Origin of the sequence: Sungkyunkwania multivorans, from assembly GCF_042675645.1 — a bacterium.
GTDB classification, from domain to species: Bacteria; Bacteroidota; Bacteroidia; order Flavobacteriales; family Flavobacteriaceae; genus Sungkyunkwania; species Sungkyunkwania multivorans.
Genome location: NZ_JBHTJH010000002.1, coordinates 83,568 through 98,491 on the forward strand (window position 1 = coordinate 83,568; position 14,924 = coordinate 98,491).

Here is a 14,924-nt window from a genome sequence, read left to right on the forward strand (position 1 = left end):
AGAATCATGACACAATGAAGATAGAAAACACAAAAGCACAAATGCGAAAAGGCGTGCTAGAATATTGCATTCTGTCCATTCTCAATGGAGAAGACAAATATGCATCCGAGATTCTGGGCACCTTAAAAGACGCAAAGATGCTCGTCGTAGAAGGAACCATCTATCCCCTACTCACGCGGCTTAAAAATGCTGGATTGCTCAACTATCGTTGGGAAGAATCCACTTCGGGACCACCGAGAAAGTATTATACGCTCACAGAGATCGGAAAGTCTTTCTTGAACGAACTCAACACTACTTGGAACGAATTACAGAATGCCGTCAACATAGTAACAAGCCAAAAAACAACTAGTAATGAATAAGACAATAAACATAAATCTTGCAGGCACCTTCTTCCATATTGATGAAGATGCTTATAACAAGCTACAGCGCTATCTCAACGCGATTCGAAGATCCTTTACCGATTCGCAAGGTAGAGATGAGATCATTGCCGATATCGAAGCACGTATCTCTGAGCTCTTTACCGAAAAGATGGAAAACGACCGTCAGGTCATCGGTATGAAACAATTGGACGAGGTGATAGCGGTGATGGGACAGCCCGAAGATTATCTTGTGGACGATGAGATCTTTGAAGATGAACCAAAAAAAGAGAAGCCACGTACGCGTACCTACAAACAATTGTTTAGAGATACAGACAACCAATACATAAGCGGTGTTTCCTCAGGTTTGGGGCATTATTTAGGTATAGATGCCGTTTGGATACGAATATTATGGATCATACTTACCTTCTTCTCTGGAGGTTCTCTTATCCTTATATATATCCTTTTATGGGTATTGATTCCTGCAGCTCAAACAACCGCCGAAAAACTGGAAATGCGGGGAAAGCCGGTCAACATCTCAAATATTGAAAAAAAGGTCAAAGAAGGATTTGATGATGTTACAGACAAAGTGAAGAATGCCGACTACGAAGGCATGGGAAAAAAGGCAAAGTCTGGTGCCACCTCCTTCTTTGAAGCCATTGGAAATATCATCGCATTTTTCTTTAAGATCATCATCAAATTCATTGGAATCATCTTGATCATCGTCGCTGCAGCCACTTTGATCGGATTGTTCGTAGGATTCTTCTCGGTGGGAATTGCAGATATCGTTCATTTCCCAGGCTGGGATCTGGCTGATATGGCCAATGTTACGGGCGTACCCCTTTGGGTAGTCTCGATGCTCGCATTCTTTGCTATAGGAATTCCATTTTTCTTCTTGTTGATACTTGGCTTGAAGATATTGGTCGACAACCTAAAATCAATCGGCAGAACCGCCAAATATTCATTGTTGGGTCTCTGGCTGTTGTCCATCATCTCTTTGATAGTGATCGGTGCCAAAGAAGCCGCAGAACATGCCTTCGAAGGAAGTATTTCTGAAAAGAAAGAACTATACATAAGTCCAGCTGACACCCTAAAGGTCGCCATGGCAGCCAACGAGGCCTATGAGGATCGCCTGTTTAGAAATTCTAATGTAAATATCGTTTACGGGGATAATGGAAATGATAAATTGTATTCCGAAGAAGTCTATCTAAACATCCGAAGGTCTAATGACTCCGTGGCCTATATCAAAATAGAGAAGGAATCTCATGGGAACAGTTATGCCAATGCAAGAGCACATGCCAGTGATATCGAATTCAACTATACACTGCTGGGCAACCAACTCGCTCTAGACGAATTTTTCCTTACCGATCTCGATGCGAAGTTCCGTGACCAGAATGTATTCATCACCTTGTATTTACCAGAAGGTGCCGTTGTAGATCTTGACGATTCTACCTATGACTATATTTCATCGAGGATTCGTTTGGACCAAGATTTTTATCGCAGAAGCGCCGCAGGAAAACTCTGGAAAATTGGAGAGGGTAATAGACTCATCTGCTTAAACTGTCCAGAAAAATCGTCAGACACGGATGAAGATGAATCAAATAAGTTGATCATCAATGAAGATGGCGTGGACATCAATGTCAAAAGTAATGACGGCAAATTCAAGGTGAAGATCGACGAAGACGGAGTAGAAGTAAAAACGAATGAACAATAATTTTAATCAGTAAATAGTAATCATCAATCAAAAAACAACAATTATGAGCACACTAGCCAAAGTAATCGTTACAGCTATCATGGGTATCTTACTTACTTCCTGCCAATTTGATATAAACTGGGGAGAAGGAAAAAGAGGAAGCGGCAATGTCGTTTCCGAGACAAGAGAGATCACAGAAGATTTTACAGGTATTAAGGCCACCGAAGGAATCGATGTATATGTGACCCAGGCGGAGAAATTTAGCATTGAAGTAGAAGCCGATGACAACATCATCGAATTGATCTCAACGGACATCAAAGATGGTATGTTGAAAGTTCATACAGAAGAGCGTATCGGTCGTGCAAAGTCTAAAAAAGTATATGTAAGCCTGCCCACCATCGACAGGCTATATAGCAATAGTGGCGCCGACCTTTATGCCCAAGAGACGATCAAAGCGGACAAATTGGAACTGGACGCGAGCAGCGGTGCCGACCTTAAGGTCATTATCGAAGCAAACGAAGTTACCTGTGATGCCAGCAGCGGTGCCGATATCAAGGTCGCTGGTACCGCCAATGTTCTAATAGCAGATGCAAGTAGCGGAGCAGACATCAAAGCTGAGGACCTCATCGTTAAGACCTGTATGGCCGATGCAAGCAGTGGTGCTGATATCGCCTTACATGTCACCGAATCATTAAAGGCAGATGCCAGTAGTGGTGCTGACATCCGATATCGCGGTAATCCTGAAAATGTTACCAAAAATAAGTCTGCATCCGGCAGCGTTCATAAATACTAACAGTAGCACGCAACACATTATCTACTGTTATGAGAAACGCTGAAAGCTTATTGAAATACAAACCAGCTATCGTTTTGGGTATCACCTTCGTGGTTGGTTTGTTTATTTTATGGGAGCATCTTAATGGTGGTGTCATCACACATCATCTTCTGGCAGACGACAATATGCCTGGAATCTCCAATTGGTGGGGACTCATTACGATTCCGTCGTTGAGCTGGATACTACTTTCTATTATTCAGAAAAGGATAAGAAAAGAATCCTTACCAACGGAAGGTTTTGATGAGAAGGCACTGGTAAAGGAAGCGATGTATCGATTCATCGGCGGACTATTGTTCGGAATTACGGCAGCAGCCTTCTGGGAGTTGAATCTAGAGTACATCTTGCAATATTTTATATATCTCCCAGTGGTCCTGGCCCTGTTCATCTCTGTGCACAAGCCGGAATATTATCTGGGCTTTGTCTTGGGAATGGCATTTACCTTTGGCGGTATCTTGCCCATAGCGTTCGGACTAGTATTGCTTCTATTATCATTTGTGGTACACAAAATTATACGAGGGGGATTTTTATTCGCAGTTTCAAAATTAAAGACACAAACCCGATAAAGCAGAAAAATGAAAATATCATTGATCACAATAATATTCTTCCTTGTCGCACATCTGTGCTTTGCCCAGTCAAATGAAAAAGAACTCTTCGACCTGCTAGCAGAAAAGGATGAGCAAATCTTTACCGCTTCCTTTGTGACCTGCGATTATGAGGTCTTGAACATGCTGATCTCGGATGACCTTGAATTCTATCACGATCAAGGAGGGATGACCTTGGGAAAGGAGGAATTTATAGAGACCACAAAGAATGGGCTTTGTAAAGATCAAGGAAAAACTACCCGAGAACTCATCAAATCAAGCCTGAAAGTATTTCCCCTTGCTGATGAAGGAAGACTATATGCTGCCATTCAAACGGGTGAACACCTGTTTTATGAAACTGCCTCAGGACTTAAAGAGGGAAACAGTTACACCATCGCTAAGTTCACGCATTTGTGGATGCTCATAGATGGCAAATGGAAAATAAAACGCGTATTGAGCTATGATCACCAACAAAAACAAATACCATTAAAATAAAAACTTTAAAAGCACCCTGACCAACCATTTTATATTTCCATAGTTACGAAGCCAATGGCTTCATCCCAAAGAAGTTGAAACGCATCTTTGGTACAGTTTACATGTTTGTTGAAGACTGCCGTTCCATTACTATGGAATAGGCAGTCTTTTTTATATATTTGATATCCAACCCAACGACTTAATGAAACAGTTTTTATATTTATTTGGTATCGCCATTTTGGTGATTTCCTGCGGAAAAGAAACCGGGAAAAAGGAAGCTGAAAAGGAACAGGTAAATGCCACGAAAAGTTCATCTCCCAAAGAACTTTTTACGCTCAAAGACCCTAAAGAAAGTGGATTATACTTTGTAAATAATGTACAAGAGACCTTCGAGGAGAATTATCTCAACTATGAGTTCTTTTATAACGGGAGCGGTGTTGCCGTAGGCGACATTAACAATGACGGCTTGCCAGACATCTATTTTGCCGGAAATTCCTCAGATGATAAGCTCTATTTGAATAAGGGCGACATGACCTTCGAGGATATTTCCACTACCTCGGGTATTGCTGGGCTGCAGGGCTGGAGTACTGGCGTGAACATGATAGACATCAATGCCGATGGTTGGCTCGATATCTACGTATGCCGATCAGGCCCCTCAAAAGATATCAGTAAACGCACCAACCGACTGTATATAAATAACAAGAACAATACCTTTACCGAAGCCGCCGCTCAATATGGATTAAAAAGTACCGACTACTCTATCCAGTCGGCCTTTTTTGATTACGATCTAGATGGCGACTTGGACATGTATCTGCTCAATCACCCAGATCCTAAATTCAAGACCAAGGATGCAATTCAGCACATGAAGGACATCAAAGCTGGAAAAATACAGACCGATATATTCTATGAAAATATCAACGGCAAATTCGTCGACCGTTCGCGTAGTGCGAATTTGGTCAATTTCGGATACCGCCATGGTATAGCGATTGGCGATATCAACAAAGATGGCTATCCCGATCTCTACATCAGCAGCGATTTTGAAGAGCCCGATGTACTGTGCATCAACCAAGGAGACAAGACCTTCAAAAACGAGATCGAAGATTATTTCCGCCATATCTCCTACAACAGCATGGGCAATGAGATGGTAGACATCAACAACGATGGACTCCTCGACGTCTTTGTGGTTGACATGGCCATTGCCGATCATTTTCGATCCAAGGCATACATGGCATCGATGAATGTTAAAAAATTCAATGTGCTAAAGAACAATGGATACCATTCACAATACATGTTCAATACCTTACATGTAAATAATGGAAATGACACCTATAGCGAAATCGCCCAGTTGTCCGGAATCGCGAAAACCGATTGGAGTTGGGCACCCCTGTTTTTCGATATGGATCAGGACGGCTACAAAGACCTCTTTATCACCAATGGAATCAAAGAAAATTTCCTATATCGTGACCTTCAGGCAGAAGCCGACAAAAAAAAGAATGAAACCGGTAGTATTTCATTGGATGACCTCTTGAATATCGTTCCTAGCGACATCTCCGAGAATATATTCTATAAGAATGAAGGTGGCCTTAAATTCAAAGATGTCTCAGGAGAATGGGCAAAGCCAAGTCTTTATAATTCCAATGGGGTTGCGACGGCTGATTTTGACAATGATGGCGACTTGGACTTTGTAACCAATAACATGGGAAGCAACGCTTCGCTCTATGAAAATAAAGCAGCCAATGGTATAGGTGGAAATTTTGTAAAACTATTATTGAAAGGTGAACCAAAAAATCCACAAGCGATTGGCACCAAAGTAGAAGTGTCCACCTCGGATGGCAGACAATGGCAAGAACTGTATACCACTCGAGGCTATCTTTCTTCGGTAGACCATCCGCTCGTATTTGGCCTCGATGATAATGTCACTGCCGAGGTAAGTGTTATATGGCCCGATAGAACGGCTTCAAATTTTACGATGAAAGCCAATAGCACGAGGACCGTTTATTATGCTTCGTCCGAAAGAGTGGCATATACCCCATCAAACAATTCTGAGGCATTACTTACCGAAGTCTTAAATTCAGGTGTTGATTTTCGACATGAAGAAGATCAGATCAACGACTACAAGCAGCAGGTGCTTCTGCCCCACTCTCAATCAAATGTGGGTCCTAGTCTAGCTAAGGCAGATGTAAACGGTGATGGCCTAGAAGATCTATTTATCGGTGGCGCGGCTGGGCAAGCTGGTGTGCTTTATGTCCAAAACAATACTGGTAGCTTTTCTCGAAAAACCGGTCCCTGGCAAAAAGATGCGGCTTTCGAAGATACCGGAGCCATCTTTTTTGACAGTGATGGCGATGGCGACCAAGATCTTTATGTGGTAAGTGGTGGTACGCATTTACCTTTTAACAGCAACGGATATCAAGACCGACTGTATATCAATCAAGGAAACGGTAATTTCTCTAAAGGAACTTTGCCAAAGATGACCGAAAGTGGTGCTCCAGTCGTTGCAGCAGATATCGATAAGGATGGCGATCAAGATCTCTTTGTAGGCGGAAGGATCATTCCCGATAAGTATCCCTATGCACCAAAATCGTATCTATTGGTAAACAATAATGGAACTTTCACCAAAAACGAAATTGCCATCGACCAAATGGTGTCTGCAGCATTATTTACAGATTATGACAAGGATGGGGATGAAGATCTGATGATCGTAGGAGAATGGTCGGCCATTACCATTTTTAAAAATGATGCGGGTACTTTTAGTAAAGCGAATATCCCTTCTCTTGAAAAGACTGTCGGCCTATGGTTTGGACTGGCCGAGCGTGATATGGACAACGACGGCGACATGGATTACTTTGCTGGCAACCTTGGTTTGAACACGAAATTCAAAGCCAGCGAGAAAAAGGCCTTTCATGTGTATTGTGACGATTTTGACCAAAACGGCACCTACGATGTGGTGCTGAGCAGCAATTACAACGGAAAGTTGGTACCCTCAAGGGGTCGCGAATGCTCGTCGGAACAAATGCCTTTTATCCAAGAAAAATTTAAGGACTACCGTTCCTTCGCGAGTGCCAGCTTGCAGGATATCTACGGTGACCAATTGGAAACAGCGTTACATTACGAGGCCAATATGCTACATAGTGTGTACCTGGAAAACAAAGGCGATGGTAGTTTTGCAATTAGGCAATTACCTCTGAAAGCACAGTATGGTCCAGTGAGTGATTTTGCCTTTGCAGACATAGACAACGACGGAAAGGAAGAAGTGCTTCTTGTTGGGAATCTCTTTAATGTGGAGGTAGAAACGATGCGCTATGACGCTGCACGAGGTACAGTTCTTGACTTTGATGGTAGTAAATTTTCAACCCTGAATAGTTCGGATACTGGCTTTGTGACCAGTGGTGATGCAAGAAACATAGCCATCCTCAACCGTATGATATTGGTTACCAATAATGATGGAAAGATGGATGTATTTAAAATATAAACTAGTGATATTCATACATGGACGCCTGACCAAGTTTTAACACATTCTTACCCAGTAATTTTCATTACCATGTGACATAAATCATTGCGCAATTTTGATGAAATTCTTATTCTATATCTCATCAAAAAAAGTGTAGCAATGAACGATACATCGATCAACGACACCAAAAAGGTCTTTAAGCAATGTGGTACTTGTTCTCAGACCTTCGGTCATCTTCTTAATCGCGAGTTTGGCTATCCCAAGGAAGCAGAAGTGCGAGCGCTGGACAACCTGGCTGGCGGCATCATGAATACCGGTCATCAATGTGGGATGCTCTGGGGGTCGGCCCTCGCCATTGGTGCGGAATCTTACAGACGCAATAATGACCTTGACAAGGCCACCGCCATCGCCGTTACCGCAACACAACAGATCATCGAATCCTTTTACGATCGGTCGAAAACGATCAGCTGTAGAGAGATCACAGGCTGTGACCTGAACAGCGTATTTGGAATGATGAAATTCATGCTGAAGATAACGCTCAAAGGCATGAAAAACAGTCAATGCTTCAATCTAGCAGAACAATGGGCCCCAGAGGCCATTGAAACAGCAAAGGACGGATTGACAGAAAAGATAGAGCTCAACCATAAACCACTAAGCTGTGCCTCGGAAGTAGTGAGAAAGATGGGAGGTAGCGAGGAAGAAATAGCGATGGTAGCCGGTTTTGCGGGTGGTCTAGGCTTAAGTGGTAATGCCTGTGGAGCACTAAGTGCAGCCATTTGGATGAAAACACTTGCTTGGTGCAGAGAACATCCAGGCAAGAATCCACCCTATTTTAATAACCCACATGCAAAGGAAGCCCTAAAAGCTTTTGAAGATGCCACCGATTCCAAATTTCTATGTACCGAAATATCGGGACATTCTTTCGAAACCATAGATGACCATTCGCGATTTATCAAAAATGGTGGATGTAGCGAATTGATCGAAGCCTTGGTGCACTCATAACCTTAGTTTGTACGCATTTTAAGAGCCTATTTCTACAATTTCAGGCTAGCATCATCTTTTGTCATTCATACCATGTTGCAAAGTCCTACTTTCCACTATATGGATCTCGATGTAATATGTATCTTTAGCATAAATATCCGTCCATCGCTCGGCCATAGAAGACTTAGATGCCGAAGATCAAATTGAATTCAAATCATGACCAAATACTATCTCTTACCCTTCGTATTTCTTGTAACTTTTTTAGGAGTTGGACAGACCGACATGGTAAGATATACCTTGCATCATATTGCCAATTCAAAAAAGATCGAAGTGATTATTGAAGTCGATGCGGCAGATACTGAAACCTTGCGTCTTCAAATTCCAAGGAGTGCCCCAGGCGCCTATGAGATAACCGATTATATAAGTTTTGTAGAAAATGTCCAAGCAAGGACCAAGTCAGGAGTCATCCTAAAAGGCTATCGCGGCATCGGCTCATACTTCATCTTTAAGGGAAAAGAGATAATTTCCAAAATATCCTATACCGTGGATATCTCGAAAATGGAGGTAGTACTGAAAGGCGCTTTTGCCAGCTCCAAGGTGAGAGATGATTATTTGGGGATTTTGGGTTACTCGGTTTTTGGAAAAGTGCTTGGAAAGGAAAGAAATCCCATAGAATTGACGATTAAGAGTGATGCAAGTTGGCCAATTTTCACAACACTTGATCCAACGCAACATTTTCTCGCTGAACATTCCATGAATGTCACAGACTATGCCGAACTCGTAGATGCGCAATACCTTCTGGGGAAAGATTTACAACTGCTAGAAGTGGAGGGAGCAAAGATTCCGTTGGTCATTGCGGTCTATGCCGAAACCGCTATCGACATCAATGAGATTGGCAGGAGAGCCTTATTGAGCCTAGAAGGTCTGTCCGAATACTTCGGTTATATTCCAATGCCTCACTACACTCTCTGCTATGAATTCCTGGAACCTCTAAGTGATGAACATGATTATGGTTTTTCCATGGAGCATATGAATAGCATGACCGCCAGTCTCGACACTTCGAGCGCCATAAAAGAAGTTGATGGTGATGCTAAAATCGGTGGAATCGTTCATCATATGGGACATTCTTGGATCCCCCTTCGATCTTATGGCGAAGGATATCGTCCTTACGATTGGGGAACCGCCCCTATCATTGAAACCATTTGGCTAAATGAAGGCTTCATCTGGTATGTGATGACACAGGTTTTAGAAAGTCCGGAGGGTCTCCAATTTTTTAGAGGTGTATTGGCATCTGCACCCCCATTTATCAAAGAAAAATCGCTTAAGGAGTTATCCCGGCTAGGATCAACGCAATATTCCTTGGATTTTGATATCGGAAGAAATCTCTTTTCGCGAGGAGCATTGATGGCCTATGAAATGGACACAAAAATTAAAAGTTCGACCAATGGCGAGAAATCCTTCAAGGATGCCCTTCTCGGATTGTTGCAATGGACTGAAGAAAATCAGCGTGCTTTCAAATACGAAGAGATCATACCGATCCTCTCCAAATCAACAGGAGTCGATCTTACCAATATTTGGTCGAAATGGCAAGGATCCCCAAGAAAGTGAAGCCCTGATCATTCATATAAAGTAGTATTTGCGACTCCAAGGTCGCTGCACAATAGTAATTCTTTCATATTGACTATCTTTAGCAAAGGGCAAAAAGACAGGTGACATCGCCTTTAACAACCATGCCCACAACCTCCACAGACCAAACAAATTCTTTAGGAATGGAAGATTTGAGCAAAGCAATCGAAAATCACTATCTGAAAGAAGGGTTATTTGAAGTGATAGTTGGCAAATTGAAAGAGCAAGGTATCGATATAGAAAATGTAACGAGAGCCAATATCTTGGGGGTAGATGAATTTCATGTTCGTGGTGCTGCGGTTTCAAAAGAGCTTGCCGGGTTGATCGACCTACATGGCAAAAATGTATTGGATGTTGGTTGTGGCCTCGGTGGACCCTGCAGAATGCTGTCCGATGAATTTGACTGTCAAACGACTGGAATAGACTTGAGCAAAGAATATATAAGAACAGCCAATCAACTTTCCAAACTCGTTAAACTGGACAAGAAGACCACCTTTGTGCACGGAAATGCCCTTGATCTTCCTTTTAAGGACAGCTCTTTCGACGTGGTATGGACACAACACGTTCAAATGAATATACCTAATAAAGAAAGATTCTATTCAGAGATTTTTCGCGTTTTGAAACATGGTGGGCATTTGCTGTACTATGACATCTTTACCTCGGCAAAAGGCAACATTTCTTATCCCATGCCTTGGGCGAGTAATGCTAACCAGAGTTTTCTATTCACATTTGCCCAAATGGAAAAGCTGTTGAACCAGTTAGGTGTCGTTAAAGTGAATGCGATTGATCAAACAAAGGCTGGAATTGATTTTTTTGAGATCATGATGGTAAATCTTCAAGAATTTGGTCCGCCTAGCATAGGACTGAATCTTCTTATGGGTGAAACCACCAAACCAAAACTGTCGAATCTATTATCCCATTTGAAGGATGGCCTATTGGCGCTACATAGCGGTGTTTACAGGAAAAACCTTTATTAAATATAGATATGAGTCCTGTATCCTCCTTGATGTTTATCTTTAAAAGATGTCAAAAGTAAAATCAAATGACTGGGGAAACGAATATACATAAGTTGATTAAAGGAATGACCCCCAAACTCATTTCTGGAGAATACATATTCTCTTCAGTAAAAGACCTTCGAAAGATCGATAGAAATGATACGATATGCGAATTCAAAGAACTCGAAGGAACGACCGTCGTGATGAAACGGGAAAAGGCAGACGAGTTAAACCTCAAATACGAATATATCGCTTCGTGGATCACCTTAATGGTCCACTCGTCTTTACAAGCGGTGGGTCTTACTGCGCTATTCTCGACTGCCTTGGCCGATCACAACATCAGTTGCAATGTGATAGCTGGCTATTATCATGATCATATTTTTGTGGATAAAAAAGATGCGGAAAAGGCGATGAAGGTCTTGAGAGATCTATCAAAAAAAGCGGAGACAGATCAGCTGTAAAGAATATCCAATGGAGGTAAGATAGACATCCTTGAAAAGGTAAAAAATAGAAAGAACCACGAACCCAAGGGCTCGTGGTTCTTTAAAATTGTATCCATCTTAATTAGGCCTCAACCGTCTCTTTGCTTGCCACGGCAGCCAAGTAGCGCTCGGCATCCAAGGCGGCCATACAACCGGTACCTGCTGCGGTGATCGCCTGACGATATTCTTTATCCTGTACATCGCCCGATGCAAACACTCCAGGGATATTTGTCTTGGTACTTTTTCCTTCTGTAATGATATAACCTGCATCATCCATCGTAAGCTGTCCTTTAAAGATATCGGTATTCGGTTTATGTCCGATGGCGATAAACAATCCAGTGATGGCAATCTCTTCGGTCTCTCCAGTCTGGTTATTCTTCATACGAAGCCCTTCGACCACAGTATCCCCCAAAACCTCATCAACTTCGGTATGATATCGTACTTCTAAATTTGATACGCTATTTACACGGTGCTGCATTGCTTTAGAGGCACGCATCTCGCCTTTTCTGACGAGCATGGTCACTTTGTTGCATATATTGGCCAAATAGGTTGCCTCTTCGGCTGCGGTATCACCACCACCTACGATGGCGACATCTTGCCCCTTAAAAAAGAAGCCATCGCAAACCGCGCAGGCCGAAACACCGCCTCCACGAAGACGCTGCTCACTTGGCAAGCCAAGATATTTGGCTGTTGCTCCAGTTGAGATGATCACCGTTTCTGCTTCGATATGTTTGTTATTGTCAACGACAACCTTATGAATTCCGCCATATTCTTTGCTGAACGATACAGAAGTGACCATTCCTATACGGACTTCCGTACCGAAACGCTCCGCCTGTTGTTGCAATTGTATCATCATTGTTGGGCCATCGATCCCTTCAGGATATCCAGGAAAATTATCGACTTCCGTAGTTGTCGTAAGTTGTCCCCCAGGTTCCATACCGGTATACATCACAGGCTTCAGATCTGCCCGCGCAGCATAGATCGCCGCAGTGTATCCCGCAGGGCCAGAACCTATGATCAATGTTTTTATTCTTTCTACTGTATCTGACATAATCGTTAATTTCTAAAAATCCATATAACAAAAGTAGCATTTATTAAAAAAAGCTTACGTCCTATTTATTAAAAGTTGTTATCAACATATTGTAATTATCAATAGCGTTACCGAATATTCTTACAAATCCAAGAAGGCGGAAGAAAGCTGAAAATTAGCGCCGCCGAAGTAGTGATCGTGTAAGAATCCAACTTCAAAAAGATTATTTAAAAATCCGTATCTTTAATAGGAAGTAACATCCTGATTTTTAACCTCTAAACCGAAAAACCATGAAGAATATCATTCCGCTATTCTTAGTTCTGATAGCACTCCTATTTTCTTGCAAGCCAGGTAATGAGAAAACAAGTGTTTCTGAAGAGGACACGAATAAGACTCCCTCCATCGAAGGCGTTTGGGAAATGAAAAATCAATATTTTTTTGAGGACGGTGCAGTATTGGACAGTTTGGACTACAGCCAAGGCTATCGTCAAGTGAAGATGTACCACCAAGGAAAGATCATGTGGTCTAGAAAGGTGCCCATCGATTCGGTAGAATGGTACGGATATGGCACCTATAACATCACGGACTCTACCTTACAAGAAACCATCGAATATGGATCCGCGTCCATGCTTAAGATCATCGATACCATGCGGGTTTTCAACTTTGAGCTCATTCTAGATAAAGATACTTTCAGCCAGATCAGTCTTGACGAAAACGGCGAACGTATCTTTTCGGAAAATTATGTGAGAATAGAATAAAAAAAGAGCAATAAAATCGCTCCTTTTCTTTAATTCTAATAAAAACAAATTCGATATCGCCTACTTTGCGATATTCACCGCTCTTGTCTCCCTGATCACCGTGATTTTCACTTGACCAGGATAGGTCATGTCGGTCTGTATTTTCTGAGATATCTCGAAGGAAAGTTGTGCCGCAGCATCATCACTTACCTTTTCACTTTCAACAATAACGCGAAGTTCTCTTCCCGCTTGAATGGCATATGCCTTTTTAACTCCACTAAATCCAAAAGCAATATCTTCCAGATCTTTGAGTCGTTGAATGTAGCTATCCAATACCTGCCTTCTCGCTCCAGGTCTTGCGCCAGAGATGGCATCGCACACCTGTACGATCGGCGAAAGCAGTGATTTCATCTCTATTTCGTCGTGGTGAGCCCCAATGGCATTGCACACTTCTGGCTTCTCTCCATGCTTCTCTGCCCACTGCATTCCAAGTATGGCATGAGGGATCTCTGTTTCCTCTTCAGGCACTTTTCCTATATCGTGAAGAAGACCAGCCCTCTTGGCAAGTTTGGCGTTCAATCCAAGTTCGGCAGCCATCAGACCACATAATTTGGCTACTTCTCGCGAGTGTTGTAGCAAATTCTGGCCGTAAGAAGAACGATATTTCATTCGACCTACTGCCTTGATCAGTTCTGGATGTAACCCATGGATACCTAGATCGATTACCGTACGCTTCCCAACTTCGATGATCTCTTCTTCAATCTGTTTTTTGGTTTTCTTCACGATCTCTTCGATCCGTGCTGGGTGAATACGACCGTCGGTGACCAATCGGTGGAGTGAAAGTCTGGCAATCTCTCTTCTCACGGAGTCAAAACACGAGAGGATGATGGCTTCTGGAGTATCATCTACGATAATTTCAACTCCCGTAGCCGATTCTATCGCCCTGATATTGCGCCCTTCCCTTCCAATTATACGACCCTTTACATCATCGGACTCTAGATTGAATACAGAGACACAATTTTCGATGGCCTCCTCGGTTCCGACACGTTGAATGGTATTGATGATGATTTTCTTGGCCTCTTGTTGCGCCGTTAGCTTAGCCTCTTCCATCGACTCTTGGATGAATGCCATGGCATCACTCTTCGCCTCTGATCGCAATGATTCTACCAATTGTTCTTTGGCGTCTTCCGCTGACAACCCTGAAATGACCTCCAATTGTTCGACCTGGCTCTTGTGAAGTTTATCGAGTTCTGACTGTTTCTTATTTAGAAAATCTAAACGGTGATCATAATCCTTTACTTTCTCTTGAATCTCCTCGTTGAGTTTTTTATTTCTTGATAGTTCGCTAGAGACTTGAGATTCCTTATCCCTGATACGCTTCTCGGCTTCGGCCATTTTTTTATCTCTTGCCAAAATCTCTTTCTCATGCTCTGCCTTCAGCTCTAAGAATCGCTCTTTCGCCTTAAGTATCTTATCTTTCTTGATACTTTCTCCTTCCTTCTCCGCATCTTTAATAATGCTGTTGGCCTCTCTCTTTGCATTACCTACAACCTTGGAGGCATTTCCCCTTTCAAGCATTTTAGCGATCACAAAACCAAATATAAGTCCTGCAACCCCCACTATGATGGTTAGTGTTATATTATCCATTATAAAATTTAATTAATAAAAAAAGCCTACACTAGTGTG

The 14,924-nt window shown here is 42.4% G+C and carries 13 protein-coding genes; 11 read left to right on the forward strand and 2 right to left on the reverse strand.

Annotated features, from left to right (window positions below; all coding sequences use genetic code 11):
* Positions 1–14 precede the first annotated feature (14 nt).
* The 10 genes from ACFQ1M_RS01730 to ACFQ1M_RS01775 all read left to right on the forward strand — a co-directional run bounded on the left by ACFQ1M_RS01730 (position 15) and on the right by ACFQ1M_RS01775 (position 11,450).
* On the forward strand, positions 15–359 hold the full coding sequence (locus ACFQ1M_RS01730; protein WP_386402930.1) for a PadR family transcriptional regulator: 345 nt from the start codon (positions 15–17) through the stop codon (positions 357–359).
* Positions 352–2,070, forward strand: a complete 1,719-nt coding sequence (locus ACFQ1M_RS01735; protein ID WP_386402932.1) for a PspC domain-containing protein — start codon at positions 352–354, stop codon at positions 2,068–2,070. Before ACFQ1M_RS01730 ends, ACFQ1M_RS01735 begins: the two co-directional genes overlap by 8 nt.
* Before the next feature lie 43 nt (positions 2,071–2,113).
* Complete coding sequence (locus tag ACFQ1M_RS01740) at positions 2,114–2,842, forward strand: head GIN domain-containing protein (RefSeq protein ID WP_386402935.1); 729 nt, start codon at positions 2,114–2,116, stop codon at positions 2,840–2,842.
* Between the two features lie 29 nt (positions 2,843–2,871).
* Positions 2,872–3,444: a hypothetical protein gene (locus ACFQ1M_RS01745; RefSeq protein WP_386402938.1), complete on the forward strand. Its 573-nt coding sequence runs from the start codon at positions 2,872–2,874 to the stop codon at positions 3,442–3,444.
* Between the two features lie 9 nt (positions 3,445–3,453).
* Entirely contained in the window at positions 3,454–3,957 is a 504-nt protein-coding gene (locus ACFQ1M_RS01750; RefSeq protein WP_386402941.1) for a nuclear transport factor 2 family protein, read from the forward strand.
* Between the two features lie 181 nt (positions 3,958–4,138).
* Positions 4,139–7,408, forward strand: a complete 3,270-nt coding sequence (locus tag ACFQ1M_RS01755; protein WP_386402944.1) for a VCBS repeat-containing protein — start codon at positions 4,139–4,141, stop codon at positions 7,406–7,408.
* Positions 7,409–7,546: 138 nt separating this feature from the next.
* Complete coding sequence (locus tag ACFQ1M_RS01760) at positions 7,547–8,389, forward strand: C-GCAxxG-C-C family (seleno)protein (protein WP_386402947.1); 843 nt, start codon at positions 7,547–7,549, stop codon at positions 8,387–8,389.
* 195 nt (positions 8,390–8,584) lie between these two features.
* Positions 8,585–9,976 carry a M61 family metallopeptidase gene (locus tag ACFQ1M_RS01765; protein WP_386402950.1) on the forward strand — a complete coding sequence of 464 codons (1,392 nt, stop codon included), beginning with the start codon at positions 8,585–8,587 and terminating at the stop codon, positions 9,974–9,976.
* A gap of 161 nt (positions 9,977–10,137) precedes the next feature.
* Positions 10,138–10,971 (forward strand): class I SAM-dependent methyltransferase, encoded by an 834-nt coding sequence (locus tag ACFQ1M_RS01770; RefSeq protein ID WP_386402953.1) that lies wholly within the window; start codon positions 10,138–10,140, stop codon positions 10,969–10,971.
* Between the two features lie 65 nt (positions 10,972–11,036).
* Entirely contained in the window at positions 11,037–11,450 is a 414-nt protein-coding gene (locus tag ACFQ1M_RS01775; RefSeq protein WP_386402956.1) for an ACT domain-containing protein, read from the forward strand.
* A gap of 103 nt (positions 11,451–11,553) precedes the next feature.
* Here ACFQ1M_RS01775 and trxB read toward each other — a convergent pair whose 3' ends face one another.
* Positions 11,554–12,522: a thioredoxin-disulfide reductase gene (trxB, locus tag ACFQ1M_RS01780; protein ID WP_386402959.1), complete on the reverse strand. Its 969-nt coding sequence runs from the start codon at positions 12,520–12,522 to the stop codon at positions 11,554–11,556.
* Between the two features lie 269 nt (positions 12,523–12,791).
* On the opposite strand from trxB, the gene ACFQ1M_RS01785 reads away from it, so the two are divergent.
* Positions 12,792–13,259 (forward strand): hypothetical protein, encoded by a 468-nt coding sequence (locus ACFQ1M_RS01785; protein ID WP_386402962.1) that lies wholly within the window; start codon positions 12,792–12,794, stop codon positions 13,257–13,259.
* Positions 13,260–13,319: 60 nt separating this feature from the next.
* Here the strand turns inward: ACFQ1M_RS01785 and rny are convergent, their stop codons facing one another.
* Complete coding sequence (gene rny / locus ACFQ1M_RS01790) at positions 13,320–14,885, reverse strand: ribonuclease Y (RefSeq protein WP_386402965.1); 1,566 nt, start codon at positions 14,883–14,885, stop codon at positions 13,320–13,322.
* Positions 14,886–14,924: the final 39 nt, after the last annotated feature.

What these genes read in the sequence shown, in the direction of transcription:
- ACFQ1M_RS01730 (WP_386402930.1), top strand. Translation starts at nt 15, where the DNA reads ATGAAGATAGAAAACACAAAAGCACAAATGCGAAAAGGCGTGCTAGAA.
- ACFQ1M_RS01735 (WP_386402932.1), top strand. Translation starts at nt 352, where the DNA reads ATGAATAAGACAATAAACATAAATCTTGCAGGCACCTTCTTCCATATT.
- ACFQ1M_RS01740 (WP_386402935.1), top strand. Translation starts at nt 2,114, where the DNA reads ATGAGCACACTAGCCAAAGTAATCGTTACAGCTATCATGGGTATCTTA.
- ACFQ1M_RS01745 (WP_386402938.1), top strand. Translation starts at nt 2,872, where the DNA reads ATGAGAAACGCTGAAAGCTTATTGAAATACAAACCAGCTATCGTTTTG.
- ACFQ1M_RS01750 (WP_386402941.1), top strand. Translation starts at nt 3,454, where the DNA reads ATGAAAATATCATTGATCACAATAATATTCTTCCTTGTCGCACATCTG.
- ACFQ1M_RS01755 (WP_386402944.1), top strand. Translation starts at nt 4,139, where the DNA reads ATGAAACAGTTTTTATATTTATTTGGTATCGCCATTTTGGTGATTTCC.
- ACFQ1M_RS01760 (WP_386402947.1), top strand. Translation starts at nt 7,547, where the DNA reads ATGAACGATACATCGATCAACGACACCAAAAAGGTCTTTAAGCAATGT.
- ACFQ1M_RS01765 (WP_386402950.1), top strand. Translation starts at nt 8,585, where the DNA reads ATGACCAAATACTATCTCTTACCCTTCGTATTTCTTGTAACTTTTTTA.
- ACFQ1M_RS01770 (WP_386402953.1), top strand. Translation starts at nt 10,138, where the DNA reads ATGGAAGATTTGAGCAAAGCAATCGAAAATCACTATCTGAAAGAAGGG.
- ACFQ1M_RS01775 (WP_386402956.1), top strand. Translation starts at nt 11,037, where the DNA reads ATGACTGGGGAAACGAATATACATAAGTTGATTAAAGGAATGACCCCC.
- trxB (WP_386402959.1), bottom strand. Translation starts at nt 12,522, where the DNA reads ATGTCAGATACAGTAGAAAGAATAAAAACATTGATCATAGGTTCTGGC.
- ACFQ1M_RS01785 (WP_386402962.1), top strand. Translation starts at nt 12,792, where the DNA reads ATGAAGAATATCATTCCGCTATTCTTAGTTCTGATAGCACTCCTATTT.
- rny (WP_386402965.1), bottom strand. Translation starts at nt 14,885, where the DNA reads ATGGATAATATAACACTAACCATCATAGTGGGGGTTGCAGGACTTATA.